Origin of the sequence: Variovorax sp. OK605 (assembly GCF_900115445.1) — a bacterium.
Taxonomy (GTDB): domain Bacteria; phylum Pseudomonadota; class Gammaproteobacteria; order Burkholderiales; family Burkholderiaceae_C; genus Variovorax.
Genome location: NZ_FOWL01000022.1, coordinates 28,277 through 43,056, shown reverse-complemented (window position 1 = coordinate 43,056; position 14,780 = coordinate 28,277). Strand labels below are relative to the sequence as shown.

17 protein-coding genes are annotated in these 14,780 nt (G+C 68.5%); 3 read left to right on the top strand and 14 right to left on the bottom strand.

Annotated elements, in window-relative coordinates:
* Positions 1 to 36: 36 nt before the first annotated feature.
* From BM013_RS35755 to BM013_RS35740, 4 genes are read right to left on the bottom strand one after another with little or no spacing between them, the layout of a single operon-like run.
* Positions 37 to 690, bottom strand: a complete 654-nt coding sequence (locus BM013_RS35755) for a ubiquinone biosynthesis protein (RefSeq protein WP_093134317.1) — start codon at positions 688 to 690, stop codon at positions 37 to 39.
* A gap of 34 nt (positions 691 to 724) precedes the next feature.
* Positions 725 to 1,126 carry a hypothetical protein gene (locus tag BM013_RS35750; protein ID WP_093134313.1) on the bottom strand — a complete coding sequence of 134 codons (402 nt, stop codon included), beginning with the start codon at positions 1,124 to 1,126 and terminating at the stop codon, positions 725 to 727.
* Between the two features lies 1 nt (position 1,127).
* Positions 1,128 to 1,877, bottom strand: a complete 750-nt coding sequence (locus tag BM013_RS35745; protein ID WP_093134311.1) for a PspA/IM30 family protein — start codon at positions 1,875 to 1,877, stop codon at positions 1,128 to 1,130.
* 12 nt (positions 1,878 to 1,889) lie between these two features.
* Positions 1,890 to 2,306, bottom strand: a complete 417-nt coding sequence (locus BM013_RS35740; protein WP_093134308.1) for a YjfI family protein — start codon at positions 2,304 to 2,306, stop codon at positions 1,890 to 1,892.
* Positions 2,307 to 2,459: 153 nt separating this feature from the next.
* Between BM013_RS35740 and BM013_RS35735 the strand changes: the two genes are divergently transcribed.
* Both BM013_RS35735 and BM013_RS35730 read left to right on the top strand, forming a co-directional pair.
* The gene (locus BM013_RS35735) at positions 2,460 to 3,380 is read left to right on the top strand and encodes a LysR family transcriptional regulator (protein ID WP_093134305.1); all 921 of its coding nucleotides are present in this window, start codon (positions 2,460 to 2,462) and stop codon (positions 3,378 to 3,380) included.
* Positions 3,381 to 3,480: 100 nt separating this feature from the next.
* The gene (locus BM013_RS35730; RefSeq protein ID WP_093134303.1) at positions 3,481 to 4,686 is read left to right on the top strand and encodes a hypothetical protein; all 1,206 of its coding nucleotides are present in this window, start codon (positions 3,481 to 3,483) and stop codon (positions 4,684 to 4,686) included.
* 18 nt (positions 4,687 to 4,704) lie between these two features.
* On the opposite strand, the gene BM013_RS35725 is transcribed toward BM013_RS35730, so the two are convergent.
* The 10 genes from BM013_RS35725 to adh all read right to left on the bottom strand — a co-directional run bounded on the left by BM013_RS35725 (position 4,705) and on the right by adh (position 12,554).
* Positions 4,705 to 5,265 (bottom strand): NADPH-dependent FMN reductase, encoded by a 561-nt coding sequence (locus BM013_RS35725; protein ID WP_256221846.1) that lies wholly within the window; start codon positions 5,263 to 5,265, stop codon positions 4,705 to 4,707.
* A gap of 77 nt (positions 5,266 to 5,342) precedes the next feature.
* The gene (locus BM013_RS35720) at positions 5,343 to 6,347 is read right to left on the bottom strand and encodes a zinc-dependent alcohol dehydrogenase family protein (RefSeq protein ID WP_093134300.1); all 1,005 of its coding nucleotides are present in this window, start codon (positions 6,345 to 6,347) and stop codon (positions 5,343 to 5,345) included.
* A gap of 12 nt (positions 6,348 to 6,359) precedes the next feature.
* Positions 6,360 to 6,938 (bottom strand): amino acid synthesis family protein, encoded by a 579-nt coding sequence (locus BM013_RS35715; RefSeq protein ID WP_093134298.1) that lies wholly within the window; start codon positions 6,936 to 6,938, stop codon positions 6,360 to 6,362.
* A gap of 10 nt (positions 6,939 to 6,948) precedes the next feature.
* Positions 6,949 to 7,917, bottom strand: coding sequence for a tripartite tricarboxylate transporter substrate binding protein (locus tag BM013_RS35710; RefSeq protein ID WP_093134295.1), 969 nt, complete (start codon positions 7,915 to 7,917; stop codon positions 6,949 to 6,951).
* A 98-nt stretch (positions 7,918 to 8,015) separates the two neighbouring features.
* Positions 8,016 to 8,882, bottom strand: a complete 867-nt coding sequence (locus tag BM013_RS35705) for a fumarylacetoacetate hydrolase family protein (protein WP_093134293.1) — start codon at positions 8,880 to 8,882, stop codon at positions 8,016 to 8,018.
* Positions 8,883 to 8,945: 63 nt separating this feature from the next.
* Positions 8,946 to 9,500 (bottom strand): VOC family protein, encoded by a 555-nt coding sequence (locus BM013_RS35700; RefSeq protein WP_093134290.1) that lies wholly within the window; start codon positions 9,498 to 9,500, stop codon positions 8,946 to 8,948.
* Between the two features lie 57 nt (positions 9,501 to 9,557).
* A complete protein-coding gene (locus BM013_RS35695; protein ID WP_093134287.1) occupies positions 9,558 to 10,268 on the bottom strand; it encodes a GntR family transcriptional regulator in 711 nt (236 codons plus the stop codon).
* Positions 10,269 to 10,376: 108 nt separating this feature from the next.
* On the bottom strand, positions 10,377 to 10,586 hold the full coding sequence (locus BM013_RS35690) for a TOBE domain-containing protein (protein ID WP_093134285.1): 210 nt from the start codon (positions 10,584 to 10,586) through the stop codon (positions 10,377 to 10,379).
* 70 nt (positions 10,587 to 10,656) lie between these two features.
* Entirely contained in the window at positions 10,657 to 11,034 is a 378-nt protein-coding gene (locus BM013_RS35685; RefSeq protein ID WP_093134282.1) for a DUF779 domain-containing protein, read from the bottom strand.
* Positions 11,034 to 12,554 carry an aldehyde dehydrogenase gene (adh, locus tag BM013_RS35680; protein WP_093134280.1) on the bottom strand — a complete coding sequence of 507 codons (1,521 nt, stop codon included), beginning with the start codon at positions 12,552 to 12,554 and terminating at the stop codon, positions 11,034 to 11,036. Before adh ends, BM013_RS35685 begins: the two co-directional genes overlap by 1 nt.
* 240 nt (positions 12,555 to 12,794) lie before the next feature.
* Here adh and BM013_RS35675 point away from each other — a divergent pair, with 240 nt between their 5' ends.
* The gene (locus BM013_RS35675; protein ID WP_093134277.1) at positions 12,795 to 14,711 is read left to right on the top strand and encodes a sigma-54-dependent Fis family transcriptional regulator; all 1,917 of its coding nucleotides are present in this window, start codon (positions 12,795 to 12,797) and stop codon (positions 14,709 to 14,711) included.
* The last annotated feature ends 69 nt before the right edge of the window (positions 14,712 to 14,780 follow it).

The following is a 14,780-nucleotide window of genomic DNA, read 5'->3' as shown; positions in this document are numbered from 1 at the left end:
GCGGCGCGCCGGCAAGGCGCGCTCGAGCGGGCTTGCTCAGGCGACGAGGTCGTCGCGCGCGGCAACGAGGTAGCGGCCGGCCACCTCGTCGTATTCGACGATCAGCGCCTGCGATCCCCGCTTGAGCGTGTTGGGCGTGGCGGCCCACACGCGGATGTTCAGGCTCGCGCCGCGGCGCGCCACCTCGGCGCGGCCGTCCTTCTCGTTGACCACGCCGGTGACGACGCGGCAGAGCTGGCCGACCAGCGCGGCGTTGGTCACGGCCGTGTGGCTCACGAACAGGCCGCGCAGCGGCCGGATGGTCACCGCGGTGACGGGAATGGCGATGACCGCGCTGGCCACCAGCAGCACCGTGCCGGCCAGCAGCTGCAGCGGCAGGGTGGGCACGAGCGGCAGCAGCCATTCGCCGCCGAGGCAGCACACCGTCCATGAGACGAGCACCAGCAGGCTCACGGCCACCGAGAACGGCACGCCGTTCAGGCCGAAGGCCACCACGTAGCTGGCGAGGTGGCCGATGTCGCTGGCGTCGCCGTCGGCATGCGTGTGCATGTGAACGTCGATGTCCAGGCCGCTGTGTTCGATGTCGACCATGCCGAGCATCGCGAGCACCCAGTAGATCACCACGACGCCCAGCAGCACCGTGTAGATCGCGGTGGGGTACCCCGTCACCGCTCCCATGAAATTGCCCATTGATCCTCCCGCGTACGGGTTGTTGTTTGTTGTTCTACTTGCCGCGTCCCGGCTTCCCTGTGCCGGTGTTCTTCTTTCCACTCGCCGCGGGCGCACTCCCTGCACCCCCTGCGGCATCTTCTGCATCTCCTGCAAAAGCGATCAGGTCGCGCGTGGCCCTCTCCTTGATGGCCAGGCGGTCGTCGGCGGCCAGGCCGTAGCGCTGGGCCAGGAATTCATAGTCGGCCGCGCTCAGCGAGACCGTGAGGCGCGGCCGCTTCGGCTTCGAGGTGGTCGCAAGGCCCAGCACCTGCCGGATCTGGTCCGACGTGGACACGTGCTGCTCGAACGCCGCGCTGCGCACGGCCTCGAGCACGGCCTCTTCCACGTCGAACGCCACCTGGACGGCGCGTATCGCCTCGTCGGAGCCCTGCCAGCGGACCGGCTTGGCGCGCATGTTATGGGGCTCCGGTCCCTGTGCCGGCAGCGGCGCCGTTGGCATTGGCGGCGTTCGCGGGGCTGGCCTGGCGCGCGCGGATGCGCTCCATCACCTTGCCCGTGCGGTCGGCGTCGTTGCCGATGCCCGCGGCGGCCAGCTTCTTCTCGAGCGCGCCGTGGCCGAACTCGTTGTCCAGCTGCTGGCTGGCCGTCATGCGGTCGGACAGGTCTTCGTGCCGCGCGCGGATGCGCTCCAGCGATTCCCGCGCATTGGCCAGGCGCGAGCCGCCGCTGCCGATGTTCTCGGAGATCGACTGCGTGGCGCGGTACACGCTCTCGGTGGTCTTGGCGATGTTGATCTCGCGCTCGTGCTCGCGGATGCGCGCCTCGGCCGACTTGATCAACTCCTTGAGCTTGGCCACCTGCAGCGCGTAGGACGCGTGCGCCTTGGCCTGCTCCTCGAGCTCCTGCTCGAGCAGGCCGACCTTGGAAGCCACGTCGAGTGCCAGGCCTTCCTGCGTCTTGTTGAGCGCCTCCAGCGCCAGGCCTTCGTAGCGCGACACCTCGTTCTTCAGGCGCTCGATTTCGCGGGCCGACTGCATCTCCTTGGCCATCACGCCCGTGAGGTCGCCCTTGGCCTTCTCGATGCTGTGCTTGGCGTCGATGATTTCCTGCTCGTAGATGCGTGTGGCATTGCTGTCGACCACGCTCTCGCCGATTTCGCGCGCGCTGCCGCGCAGCAAGGTGACCAGCTTCTTGATGACTGTCATGATGATCTCCGCTTAGTTCAGGAATTCGGACAGGGCGTCGAGCGCATCGAGCGCGTTGTCGCTGAGAACGGCAACCTCGCGTGCGATGTCCTGCACGCTGGCGTCACGGCCCAGCGCGCCGGTGAGTACGTAGCGGCCGTCGACACGCCCGAAGGACGACAGCGGCACCGAAGGGTTCAGGTCGAGCAGCGATTCGAGCAGCTCGGTGCGGCGCTCGGGCTTCACTTCTTCCTCGGTCCAGAGGTAGCAGATGCAGATGATCTGCATGTCCGAACTGGTGACGAAGATCGGCAGCTCGTCGCGTCCCTCGATGCTCACCTGGATCACCGGCGTGCGGCCCGGAATGGGCTGCAGCTGCACGGGCAGCCCGCCCATCTCTGCGCCGGCCAGCACATCCAGTCCCTTGAGTTGATCGAGCAGTGATTGCATACCTCTCCTTGTGGTTGACTACCGATGGAAGCGCAACATTCTTTTGTGGGGTTCACTATAGGTTTGCCGACATAACATGTCAACGAACCCTTTTGTTTTCCTTCCAACCCGGATGGTGACTTTCGACACTTGCGCGCTCCCTAGAATCCGCCGATGGCCCACTCCATCAACCCCGCCCGCGTCGACTTCGTGACGCTGCGCCTGTTCTGCGCGGTGGCGCAGTCGGGCAGCATCACCAAGGGCGCGCAGGCGTGCCACCTCGCGCTTTCGGCGGCGAGCCGCCGGTTGTCGGACTTCGAGGCCGCCGCCGGATCGAAGCTGCTCGAGCGCAGCGCGCAAGGCATCGCGCTCACGCCCGCGGGGCATGTGGCCATGCAGCATGCGATGCGGCTCTTCCAGGGTTTCGAGCAGTTCAGCAACGAGCTCAACGACTACTCCAGCGGCGTGCGCGGCCACGTGCGGCTGTGGGCCAACATGTCGGCGCTGACCGAGTTCCTGCCAGCCACGCTCGCGACCTTCCTGGGCCAGCACCCGGACATCCGCGTGGAGGTCGAGGAGCAGCTCAGCGGCGACATCGTGCGTGCGCTGGTCGACGGCCTGGCCGACGTCGGCGTGTTCGCCGAGAACACGCCGGCCTACGGGCTCGACGTGGCGCCGTTCCAGACCGACGAGCTCGTCGTGCTGTGCGCGAAGCAGCATCCGCTGGCGCGCAGCCGTGCGAAGCAGGTCGGCTTCAAGGCCTGCCTCGCGCACGAGTTCGTGGGGCTGAACCGCAGCAGCTCGTTGCTCGAACTCACATCGCGCGCCGCCGAGCAGGCCGGCATTCCGATGCGCCTGCGCGTGCAGGTGCGCAGCTTCGACGCGATGTGCCACATGATCGCGGCCAACCTCGGCATCGGCGTGGTGCCGCTGGCGGCCTGCAAGGCGCAGGTGGCGGCGCTCGACCTGAAAGTCGTGCGGCTCAGCGACGCATGGGCCACGCGGCGCTTGCTGATGGCGACGAAGACGGGCGCCGTGCTGTCGCCTGCGGCGCAGCTGCTGGCCGCGCATCTGCTGCGCCAGGCCGGGCCGTAGCGCCACACGCAGCCGCTATGCTGGCCGGCGGAGAAGAACAAATGCCACATGCCACGAACGGCACCGCCACGCGCTGCCAACAGCCACAGAGCGCCACCCCATGAGCACGCTGCTGATCGCCGGCATCTGCGCCGCATGGCTCGCCATGAACGTGTACCTGAGCAGGCGCATTCGCGCCATCGACGACAACCCGCTGCGAAGAAACATGCTTCTCGCCACGGTCTGGGTTCTCCCTTTCATGGGCGCGTTCCTGGCCTGGACGCACCTGCCCCGGCAACCGCGCGCCGCAAAGGCCGCGTCCACCGCATGGCCCGACGGCTTCACCCACGACGAGGCGCCGGAACACATCGCACTCGGCGACGGGCCCGGCTTCGCGCTGCGCGATCACATGGCGCTCTACGACGGACTCCCCTTGCTCGACTGGCAGGCGCTGGATGCATGGGCGTCGTCGATGGGCGACGCGGACCGCCAGCGCACCGCTGTCGCCCTGGGCAAGCGCGCGTGGCTGCTGCATCTCAGGGATGCACTCGGGCCCGATTTCCGCCTCTTCGAATCGGACGACGCCTTCGTGCTGTCGTCGCTCGAAGACGTCGTTGCCGTCGCAACGGCGGCCTACGTGGCGTCCACGCGCAAGCGCATCCAGCGCGTGCTTGCCGGCGTCGCGCACTTCGAGGCACACGCCAAGAGCATCCTGCTGGTCGTGGACGACGAAGAGACGTACTACGCCTATGTGTCCAGCTACTACCCCGACGGCGGCGAGTTCGCGTTCAGCGGCGGCATGTTCGTCGATGCGGGGTGCGCGCACTTCCTTGCAAAGCGCGCGGACCTCGCGGCCATCGAGCCCGTCATCGCCCACGAGATGACCCACAGCGCGCTGTCTCACCTGAAGCTGCCGCGCTGGCTGGACGAGGGGCTGGCCGTCAACACCGAGCGAAGGCTCACCGGCGAGCCGCGCTCCCCGTACACGATCCAGGAATGGAAGCGCAAGCACCGGGCGTTCTGGGGCGAGGCGCAGATCCAGGAGTTCTGGTCGGGCGACTCGTTCTTCAGGACGGACGACGGCAACCTGCTGTCCTATGAGCTCGCACGGGTCCTGGTCGAGCAGATGGGACGCAACTGGGAAGCCTTCGTGCACTTCGCATCGAATGCGGCGCGCGAAGACAGCGGCGCCCAGGCCGCGGCCGATTTCTTCCAGGTGGACCTGGGCGCCTACGCCTGTGCCCTGCTCGAGAGAGAGCCCGATCGTCGGTGGGCACCGAACCCGCAGGTGTGGGGAGCGCAGGGCGTGGCGGCAAGCGACGCCTGAGCAGGCTGATCGACAGCCTCAAGCCATCCGCTTCACCGCCCCGGTCCATTTCTCGAACGCCTTCATCTGGTCGCCGACGAACTTGCGGGTGGTCTCGTCGGTGCATTGCCCTTGCGCGTCGAACTTGGCGGCCGCGCCCGCGATGAAGACCTCGGGCTTCACCAGCACCATCGCGTTGACGAACAGCATCACGCGGCGCAGGTCGTACTGGACGCGCGCGCCGCCCAGCGGCCCCGGCGAGGCCGACAGGATGGCGACCGGCTTGTGCGCGAAGGGCTGGTCTTCGCCCCGGCTGAGCCAGTCGATCATGTTCTTGAACGCGCCCGGAATCGAGAAGTTGTATTCCGGCGTGGCAATGACCAGGCCGTCGGCGCGGCGGATACGGTCGCGCAAGGCCTGCACCGCTGCGGGGTAGCCCTCGGCGAACACGTCGGCGTCGAACACGGGGATCTCGCGCCATTCGGCGACCTCCATGGCCATCGACGGCGGCATCGACGCGCCGGCCAGGTTCAGTGCGGCCCGGTTGAGGGATCCGGTGCGAAGGCTGCCGCAGAGGCCGACGATGTCCAGGGTGCTCATGGTGTGTTCCTTTGTTGTCCGAATGCGCCAGGCCAATTGCACCGGGCCGATTGCACCGGCCTGGGTGCTTGCCCGCGTCAGGGCCGCAGCACGAGCTTGCCGAGCGAGGTCCCGGCGTCCAGGATCTCGTGCGCGCGCCGCACTTCGCCCAGCGGCATCACGGTGGTGCGTGGCGCGCGGATGTGCCCCGCGGCCATCAGCGCGATGGCGCTGTCCATGAAGCCGCGCCGCTGCGCGCGGTCGCTGTCGAAGGTGTGGATGGAGAACGTGCGCACGGCCAGGCTGCGGCTGAGCAGCGCACGCAGCGCCATGAACACGTCGCCCGCGGGCGGCCCGCCCGCGATGTTGTACGACACCGCGGTGCCGAACGGCGCGAGCGAGCGGATGCAGGCCATGAACAGCTCGTTGCCGACGTGGTCGAACGCCAGGTCGACGCCGCGCCCGCCGGTCTGCGCCATGACCTGCAGCGGCAGCTCGGCCGGCTGGCCGTCGACCAGCACGCTGACGCCGTTCTCCATCGCATAGGCACGCTTGTGCTGCGTCGAGGCCGTGCCGATCACCTGCATGCCGTGGTGCCGCGCGATCTGCACCAGCGCCGTGGCCACACCGCCGGCCGCGCCGGGCACCAGGATGCTCTTCGCCGGCGTGCTGCCGCCGCAGCCCTGCAGCATCGCCTGCGCGAGCTGGAAGTTGCCCAGGCTCACCGCGTCGTCGAAGGAAATGGATTCGGGCAGCACGAATGGTGCGCCGGCCGGCACGGCGATGTACTCGGCGTAGCACCCGCCGCGCTCTGGCAGTTCGCGCGAGCTCACCAGCACGCGCTGGCCCACCGCCAGGTCAGCGACCCCTTCGCCCACCGCAACGACGACCCCGGCCATCTCGTTGCCCGGCACCGCCGGCAACGGCGGCATCCACTTGTAGGTGCCGTTGCGAATGAGCACGTCGGGCCCGCCGGCACCGATGGCATGCGCCTTCACCAGCACCTGCCGCGCGCCGGGCCGCGGCACCGGCAGCTCGGTGTGCTCGAGCGCATCCGGCCCGCCGGGCACGCGCACCACCACCGCTTTCATCATGTCGCTCATGTGCGGAGCCTTTCAGCGTTGGCCGTCGTGCACGGCGACCTTGTCCTTGCTCAGCCCGCCGATGCGCGCGTGCACGCGGCCGCCGGTTCCCATCACCAGCGCGTACAGGATCTCGTCGGGCCGCGGCGCGTCCTGGATGCCGATCTCCATGCTGTTGTAGTGACTGCGCACGTAGGCCGCGTGGATGTAGTGCAGCGGCACCATCAGCCGGTAGCCCGTGGCGGCCACGGCCTTGGAGGCCGGCACGATCGCCTTCGGTTCGCCCAGCACCTCGCGCATGGCCCATCCGCCGGCTTCATGCCACACGGCCGCGTGCTCGAGTTCGCCGTTCACGCCGACGATGGCCGCCTTGCTGTAGACCTCGACCTTATCGCGGCCCAGCGTATCCACCAGTTCCTGCGCGAGCAGCGTGCCCAGCGAGCGCAGCTCGGCCATGAAGGGCATCAGGTCGGGCTCGTAGCGGCCGGCGTACGGGTTGCGCACCACGGCGCAGGCCGCGGCCAGCCGCAACGGTGTGTCGGCCGCGGGGCCGCCCTCGTGGTAGATGGTCTCGATGCTGAGGCTGCGCTTGCGGATCTGGATCAGGGACATGACGGTGTTCTCACTGTTTCGGTATGTTGGCTTCGGCCACGAGCGTCGCCCATTTCTGGACTTCGGCGGCCACCATGGTCTTCATTTCATCGGGCGTGCCACCGCGCGCCTCGCCGCCCATGTCCTCGAGCCGCGACTTCACCGACGCGACCTGCAACGCCTTGAGCGTCTCGCCGTTGAGCCGCTCGACGATGGCCTGCGGCGTGCCGGCCGGCGCCATCAGCCCGGCCCATGAGCGCACGTCGTAGCCGGGCACGCCCTGCTCCGCCACCGTGGGCACCTCCGGCAAGCCGGGCCAGCGTTGCGGGCTGGTCGTGGCCACGGCGCGCAGCTTGCCCGCCTTGATGTTGGGCATGGCGATGGTCGGCGGCGCGATGATGAAGGGCACCTCGCCGCCGAGCAGCGCCGTGAGCGACGCGGCATCGCCGCGGTACGGCACGTGCAGCAGGTCGGTCTTCGACATCCGGCTCAGCAGCTCGCCGGCCAGGTGGTGCGTCGAGCCGATACCGGCCGTGCCGTAGGACACGCTGCCCGGCGCCGCACGCGCGGCCGCCAGCAGCTCCCGCAGGCTCTTGTGATTCGAGTCGGCCCGCACCACCACCAGGAACGGAAAGAAGGTGATCGTCGAGACCATCTCGAAGTCCGCCACCGACCGGTAGGCCAGCTTGCTGTAGAGCGCGCCCGCCACCGCATGCCCGCCGGTGGCCAGCAGCAGCGTGTAGCCGTCCGGCTTGGCGCGCGCCACCGTGGTCGCGGCAATGGTGCCGCCGGCGCCGGTCTGGGCCTCCACCACGAAGGGCTGGCCCAGGCCCTTGCCCATCTCGGCACCGAGCACGCGCGCAATGGTGTCGGCGTTGCCGCCGGCCGCAAAGCCCTGGTAGACCTTGATCGGCCGCTCGGGATAGCCCTGCGCACGGGCCGGCAGTGCCAGGCTTGCGGCCAGGCCGAGCCCCGCCGCCGCGAAATGTCTGCGTTGCATGGTTTGTCTCCAATTTTTTCGATGCCTGTGCCGGGCGCGGCAGTGCGTGCCGCCGCGTCTCCGGAAGGTGTTGCCGCAGGGTGCGTGCTGCGGCAGGGTCAGTGCTGCTGCGCCGCGATCGGGTTGCGCAGCGTGCCGATGCCTTCGATCTCGACCTCGCACACGTCGCCCGGTTTCATGAAGCGCTGCGGCTTGCGGCTCCAGCCCACGCCGGCAGGCGTGCCCGTGGCGATGACGTCGCCCGGCACCAGCGTGAAGATGGTCGAGGCGTAGGCGATGAGCTTCGGAATGCTGAAGATCATGTGGCTCGTGTGGCTGGACTGCACCGTCTCGCCGTTGAGGCGAACCTCCAGCTTCAGCTCGCGGCCCGGTGCAATTTCGTCGGCCGTGACCATCCACGGGCCGAAGCCCCCGGTCGATTCGAAGTTCTTGCCGGAGGCGATCTGCTTGGCGTGAAACTGCCATTCGCGCACGCTGGCGTCGTTGTAGCAGGCATAGCCCGCCACGTGCGCATAGGCCTCGCTCTCGGGAATGTTGCGGCCCTGCTTGCCGATGACGACGGCCAGTTCGCCCTCCCAGTCGAGCGACTCCGACACGTCGGGCCGCACGATGGGCTGGTTGTGCGCGCACTGCGAGCGCCACACGCGCAGGAAGATCGGCGGCTGTTCCGACAGCTCGCGCTGCATGCCCGCGGCCAGCACCTCCTGGTGGTGGTCCATGTAGTTGCGCACCGCGCAGACGATCTTTTCCGGGCGCGGGATCACGGGCAGGAAGGTGATGTCGGCCAGCTTCGCATCGCCCGCCTTGCCCTCCACATGCTCGGCGGCGCGCAGGTAGTCACCCGAGCCGATGTAGTCGGCCAGCGTGGCGTGCTGCGGCATGGCGCGGCCCAGGTCGACCACCTGGTCGCCGACCACGGCGCCCCAGGTTTCGCGGCCAAGATGAATGAACGACAGAAGTTTCATGGGGTCTCCGATGGATCGATGGCGTGAAAGGAAGGAGGAAAGGCGATAACGGACGAGGGGCTTTCAGCCGCCCGCATGCGGCGCGCGGGCCTCGAACTGCGCCTGCCACTGCGCAAGCGGCATGAAGCTCGGGTCGCTGCGGCAGATGGCTTCGGTCTCGCGCATGATCTCGTCGTCGCTCTTCGACAGGTCGAGCGGATCGCCATGCGGCTGTGCCACGTAGAACGGGGTGTCGACGTACACCTCGAGCATGTTGCCCTCGGGGTCGAGCATGTAGACCGACAGCGCATTGCCGTGGTTGAGGCCGCGAATGTCGGTGGCGCCGCGCGCCGCCGCTCGCGCCCAGATGTCGCGCATCGACTGCAGGCCCGGCACCGCGAACGACAGCTGCATCACCGTGCTGAACACCGCGTCCGCCGGGCGACCCGACGCCACCACCAGCTGGTGGTGCTGGTGCGGGCTGGCACTCATGAAGACCAGCTGGTTCCTGAAGGTGCGGCCCACGCCCCGGTCGGTGACCGTGAGCGCGAACACCTCGGTATAGAAGGCCACCATCCGCTCCAGGTCGCTCACGTAGATGCCGAAATGCGAAGGCGTGGGTCGATCGACCTTGAGCATGGGTCTTGTCTCCTGTCGTTCTTTGAAAGGCATGCGGGCGCGAAGGCCCGCGCGGTGTCAGGCGCCCGCGGCCTGCATTCGACGCAACGCCGCCTCGACGTTGCGTTGCGTGCTCTGGATGTGCTCCGTGAGCAGCGCGCAGGCGGTGTCGCCGTCGCGCGCCAGCGTGGCGTCCATCAGCTTGCGGTGCTCGTTGGACTTGCGCCGCGCGATCTGCCTGTGGCGCGCGGAGAAACGCCGGTAGCGCTCGGCCTGGTCGAACAGGCTGGCGCTCCACATGCGCTGCCGCTCCGACGCGCAAGCCGCGAGCAGCGAGAGATGGAAGCCGCGGTGCACCTCGCTCCACTCGTCGTCGAGCACGAGGGCACCGTCGCCGAAGCGCGATTCGATCTTCTCGAGGCGGTGAAAGGCGGCCACGATGGCGGCCTCCCAGGCGTCGTCGCCATGCGCGATGGCGCTGCCCAGCGCCTGCACGTCGAGCATCAGGCGCATGTGCGTGATGTCGTTGAGGTCGTCCAGCGCAATCGGCGCCACGCGGAAGCCGCGCCGCTCGTCGGCGCGCACCAGGCCCTCCTGCGCGAGCCGGCTCAGCGCCTCGCGCAGCGGGCTGCTGGAAAAGCCGTAATGGCCCTGGAGTTCATCGAGCTTGAGCTTGCTGCCGGCTTCGAAATGGCCGACGAGCACGTCGCGCCGCAGGCTGCGAAAGGCCTGCTCGGAAAGCGGAACGGAGCTGTCGACGGCGGGTGCGGGCGTGAGAGGACTGGGCATGGCTGAAATTATGCACAAAATTATTTTTATGCACAATTTCTGTTTTATGCCTGTTTACCCTGACCTGCCCATCGCGCGGCAGGCCTTCCGACAGCAGCTTTTCGATGCTCAGTCGGTCCCGACCATCACGCTCGACGCCTTGATCACCGCATAGGCATTGGCACCTTCCGCAAGGTTCAGCGATTGCGCCGAACTGCTGGTGATGGTCGAGACGATCTGCACGCCCGGCGCGATTTCCAGCGTGACTTCGGTCGTGACGGGGCCGCGGACGATGGCGATGACCTTGCCGGACAGGACGTTGCGTGCGCTGATCTTCATGGCGTGCTCCTTGGATGTCGAGCACGCCAGTCTATCGGCGCACGCGCCCCGACGTCCGGGGCCTGTCTGCCTACCTGGCCTCCTCCGCCGCCAGTACCGCCCACTCTTCGTCAGTGAACAGCCGCGAGCGCGTCAGGAAGCGCACCCCCTCCGGCCCCTCCAGCGAGAACATGCCCCCGCGCCCCGGCACCACGTCGATGATCAGCTGCGTGTGCTGCCAATACGCGAACTGCGGTCCGCTGATGTAGAACGGCATGCCGCCGATGTGGCCCAGCAGCTTGTCGTAGTCGCCCACGATGAACTCCTCGCGCCCGTAGCACATGGGCGCGCTGCCGTCGCAGCAGCCGCCCGACTGATGGAACATCAGCGGGCCGTGCCTGGCGGCGAGCCTGTCGATCAACGCGAGCGCGGCTTCGGTCGCGGTGACGCGCAGGACATCGCCCGCCATCAGAAGAAGCCCAGCTTGTTCTCGCTGTAGCTCACGAGCAGGTTCTTGGTCTGCTGGTAGTGGTCGAGCATCATCTTGTGGTTCTCGCGCCCGATGCCCGATTGCTTGTAGCCGCCGAAGGCCGCATGCGCCGGGTAGTGGTGGTAGCAGTTGGTCCACACGCGGCCCGCCTGGATGCCGCGGCCCATGCGGAAGGCGCGGTTCATGTCGCGGCTCCACACGCCGGCGCCCAGCCCGTACAGCGTGTCGTTGGCAATCGACAGCGCCTCTTCCTCGTCCTTGAAGGTGGTGACCGACACCACCGGGCCGAAGATCTCCTCCTGGAAGATGCGCATCTTGTTGTGGCCCTGGAACACGGTCGGCTTCACGTAGTAGCCGTCGGCCAGGTCGCCCTCGAGCTTCTGGCGCTCGCCGCCGATCAGCACCTTGGCGCCCTCCTGCTTGCCGATGTCCAGGTACGACAGGATCTTCTCGAGCTGCTCGCTGGAGGCCTGCGCGCCGATCATGGTGGCCATGTCCAGCGGGCTGCCCTGCTTGATGGCGGCCACGCGCTTCAGTGCGCGCTCCATGAAGCGGTCGTAGATCGACTCCTGGATCAGCGCGCGCGACGGGCAGGTGCACACCTCGCCCTGGTTCAGCGCGAACATGGCGAAGCCCTCGAGCGCCTTGTCGAAGAAGCTGTCGTCGCGCTCCATCACGTCGGCGAAGAAGATGTTGGGCGACTTGCCGCCCAGCTCCAGCGTGACCGGAATCAGGTTCTGGCTCGCGTACTGCGAGATCAGCCGGCCGGTGGTGGTTTCGCCGGTGAAGGCGATCTTGCCGATGCGGTTGCTCGACGCCAGCGGCTTGCCCGCCTCCACGCCGAAGCCGTTCACCACGTTCAGCACGCCCGGCGGCAGCAGGTCGCCGATGAGTTCCATCATCACCAGGATCGACACCGGAGTCTGCTCGGCCGGCTTCAGCACCACGCAGTTGCCGGCGGCCAGCGCGGGCGCCAGCTTCCATACGGCCATGAGGATCGGGAAGTTCCACGGAATGATCTGGCCGACCACGCCGATGGGCTCATGGAAGTGGTATGCGAAGGTCTCGTGGTCGATCTCGCTGATGCCGCCTTCCTGCGAACGGATGCACGAGGCGAAGTAGCGGAAATGGTCGACCGCCAGCGGCAGGTCGGCCGCCATGGTCTCGCGGATCGGCTTGCCGTTGTCCCAGGTCTCGGCCGCGGCCAGCATGGACAGGTTTTCCTGGATGCGCTCGGCAATGCGGTTCAGGATGTTCGCGCGCTCCGTGGTCGAGGTGCGCCCCCAGGCGCCCTTGGCCTTGTGCGCGGCGTCGAGCGCGCGGTCGATGTCGGCCGCGGTGGAGCGCGGCACCTCGCAGAAGACCTTGCCGGTGACGGGCGTGATGTTCTCGAAGTACTGGTTGTCCACCGGCGCGACCCACTCGCCGCCGATGTAGTTGCCATAGCGCTTCTTGAAGGGCACCGCGGTACCGAATTTGCCCGGTTCGAGCATGTCCATGTCTTTGTCTCCAGTGCAGGGTTGCAGGGTTGCAGGGTTGCAGGGTTGGTGGCGCCGCGACGTGCGGCGACCCGCATGGACAACCGCAAGCCACGTACCCGCGCGGATCGGGACATTCCCTGAGTACTTCTTCTTGGCAACCGGCTGCCGCAGCGGGTTTTCATTCGCAATCTGCGACATGTTCCCGCGAACATAGCGACTAGGATGTCGCACAAGGCGAAACGCCTATCGGAGACACGCATGAGCGAAGCGCAGTTGCCATCGGTCAGAGTGGAGCAGGCCCGCGAGCTTTTCTTCGGGCAGGGGCGAGACCCCGCGCCCTGGATCGCGCCGCACATCTCGCGCTCGTGGCAACGCAGCCGCCCGGTCGACCACCAGGCGATCGACCCCGAGCCGATGGCGCTGGCCCTGCTGCGCGAACGGCGCGAACAGGCGATGCGGCTGCTGAACTGCGCCCAACCCGAACTCGACGGCCTGGCCGAGCACGCGACCGGCAACGGCTGCGTGGTGATCCTGTCGGACGCGAGCGGTCTCATCCTCGAGGAAGTCGGCAGCCCCGACTTCCTGCCCAAGGCCGAGCGCATCGCGCTGCAGCCCGGCGTGGAATGGTCGGAGCACAACCGCGGCACCAACGCCATCGGCACCGCGCTGGCCGAGCGCGAGGCACTGATGGTGCTGGGCGGCGAGCACTACCTGGCTCAGAACGGCGCACTGGGCTGCGCGGCGGCGCCCATCTTCACGGGGCGCGGCGAAGTGGCCGGCGCGCTCGACATCTCGGGCGAGACGGTGCGGGTGAACCAGCATGCGCTGGGGCTGGTGCGCATGGCGGCGCAACAGGTCGAGCACCGCATGCTGCTGGCCGAGGCCAGCGGCCACGTACTGCGCTTCCACGCGCGCCCGGCGCTGATCGGCACCGCGCGCGAGGGCCTGATGGTGATCGAGGGCGGACGCATCGTCGCGGCCAACCGCGTGGCGCTCGAACTGTTCGGGCGCTCGTGGGACGGCCTGCTCGACCTGGACGCCGAGCTTTTCCTGGGCACGAACTGGCCGCGCATGGCGCACCGGCGCAGCCTTCTCACGCTGCCGGACGGGCGGCAGATTGCCACGGTGATGGAGCGTTCGCATGCACCCGCCGCGGGCCGGCCGTTGGCACGTGCCCCGACGAATGCGCCAGCGCCTGCCATGCATGAAGCCACAGCCCAGGCCGACGCCGTGCAGCCGCTGCTCGGCAAGGCCGTGCGCGTGCTCAACGAAGGCGTGCCGGTGCTGGTGAACGGCGAGACCGGCAGCGGCAAGGAGGTGTTCTCGCGCCGCCTGCATGCCGCGAGCCGCCGCGCCGCGGGGCCCTTCGTGGCGGTCGACTGCGCCTCGCTGCCCGAGACGCTGATCGAGTCGGAGCTGTTCGGCTACGACGAAGGCGCCTTCACCGGCGCGCGGCGCAAGGGCATGGCGGGCCGCATCCGCGAGGCCCACGGCGGCGTGCTGTTCCTGGACGAGATCGCGGAGATTCCGCTGGCCCTGCAGACGCGGCTGCTGCGCGTGCTCGAGGAACGCGTGGTCACGCCGCTGGGTGGCGGCCAGGGCGTGGCGGTCGACTTCGACCTGGTCTGCGCCACCCATGGCCACCTGCCCGCGCTGGTGGCGGCGGGCCGCTTTCGCGCCGACCTGATGTACCGCGTGGCCGGGTTCACGGTGGCGCTGCCCTCGCTGAGCCAGCGCGCCGACCGGCATGCGCTGATCGCGCGCATGTTCATGGAGTCGGGCGGCGCGGCCAGGCACCTGCGGCTGGAGAGCGACGCGCTCGAGGCGATGGCCGCCTACCGCTGGCCCGGCAACGTGCGCGAGTTGCGCAGCACGCTGCGCGCCGTCGTCGCACTGGCCGACGCGGGCGATGCGGTGACGGCGGCCATGCTGCCCGCGCACCTGCTCGGCACACCGGCGCCCGCATCCGCAGCGGCGTGCGCGGACGCAAACGCGAACACCTTCGCCGCACCGCCGCATGCCGAACCATTGATGGCCATCACGCGCCACGCGATCGACGAAGCCCTCAAGGGCAGCGACCACGACGTGGCGAAGGCCGCGCGCCGGCTGGGCGTGCACCGCAGCACCGTCTACCGCCACCTCGCGCGGCAACGCGGCAAGCCCCCGGCGCACTGAAGACCGCACGCAAGCCCCGGCCTCCCGCGGGGCGTGCCGGCAGCGATGCCGCAGCTCATCGCTATGCTC

Bases quoted from the DNA above. Each gene is read 5' to 3' on its own strand.
- BM013_RS35755 (WP_093134317.1), bottom strand. From the start codon at position 690: ATGGGCAATTTCATGGGAGCGGTGACGGGGTACCCCACCGCGATCTAC.
- BM013_RS35750 (WP_093134313.1), bottom strand. From the start codon at position 1,126: ATGCGCGCCAAGCCGGTCCGCTGGCAGGGCTCCGACGAGGCGATACGC.
- BM013_RS35745 (WP_093134311.1), bottom strand. From the start codon at position 1,877: ATGACAGTCATCAAGAAGCTGGTCACCTTGCTGCGCGGCAGCGCGCGC.
- BM013_RS35740 (WP_093134308.1), bottom strand. From the start codon at position 2,306: ATGCAATCACTGCTCGATCAACTCAAGGGACTGGATGTGCTGGCCGGC.
- BM013_RS35735 (WP_093134305.1), top strand. From the start codon at position 2,460: ATGGCCCACTCCATCAACCCCGCCCGCGTCGACTTCGTGACGCTGCGC.
- BM013_RS35730 (WP_093134303.1), top strand. From the start codon at position 3,481: ATGAGCACGCTGCTGATCGCCGGCATCTGCGCCGCATGGCTCGCCATG.
- BM013_RS35725 (WP_256221846.1), bottom strand. From the start codon at position 5,265: ATGAGCACCCTGGACATCGTCGGCCTCTGCGGCAGCCTTCGCACCGGA.
- BM013_RS35720 (WP_093134300.1), bottom strand. From the start codon at position 6,347: ATGAGCGACATGATGAAAGCGGTGGTGGTGCGCGTGCCCGGCGGGCCG.
- BM013_RS35715 (WP_093134298.1), bottom strand. From the start codon at position 6,938: ATGTCCCTGATCCAGATCCGCAAGCGCAGCCTCAGCATCGAGACCATC.
- BM013_RS35710 (WP_093134295.1), bottom strand. From the start codon at position 7,917: ATGCAACGCAGACATTTCGCGGCGGCGGGGCTCGGCCTGGCCGCAAGC.
- BM013_RS35705 (WP_093134293.1), bottom strand. From the start codon at position 8,882: ATGAAACTTCTGTCGTTCATTCATCTTGGCCGCGAAACCTGGGGCGCC.
- BM013_RS35700 (WP_093134290.1), bottom strand. From the start codon at position 9,500: ATGCTCAAGGTCGATCGACCCACGCCTTCGCATTTCGGCATCTACGTG.
- BM013_RS35695 (WP_093134287.1), bottom strand. From the start codon at position 10,268: ATGCCCAGTCCTCTCACGCCCGCACCCGCCGTCGACAGCTCCGTTCCG.
- BM013_RS35690 (WP_093134285.1), bottom strand. From the start codon at position 10,586: ATGAAGATCAGCGCACGCAACGTCCTGTCCGGCAAGGTCATCGCCATC.
- BM013_RS35685 (WP_093134282.1), bottom strand. From the start codon at position 11,034: ATGGCGGGCGATGTCCTGCGCGTCACCGCGACCGAAGCCGCGCTCGCG.
- adh (WP_093134280.1), bottom strand. From the start codon at position 12,554: ATGGACATGCTCGAACCGGGCAAATTCGGTACCGCGGTGCCCTTCAAG.
- BM013_RS35675 (WP_093134277.1), top strand. From the start codon at position 12,795: ATGAGCGAAGCGCAGTTGCCATCGGTCAGAGTGGAGCAGGCCCGCGAG.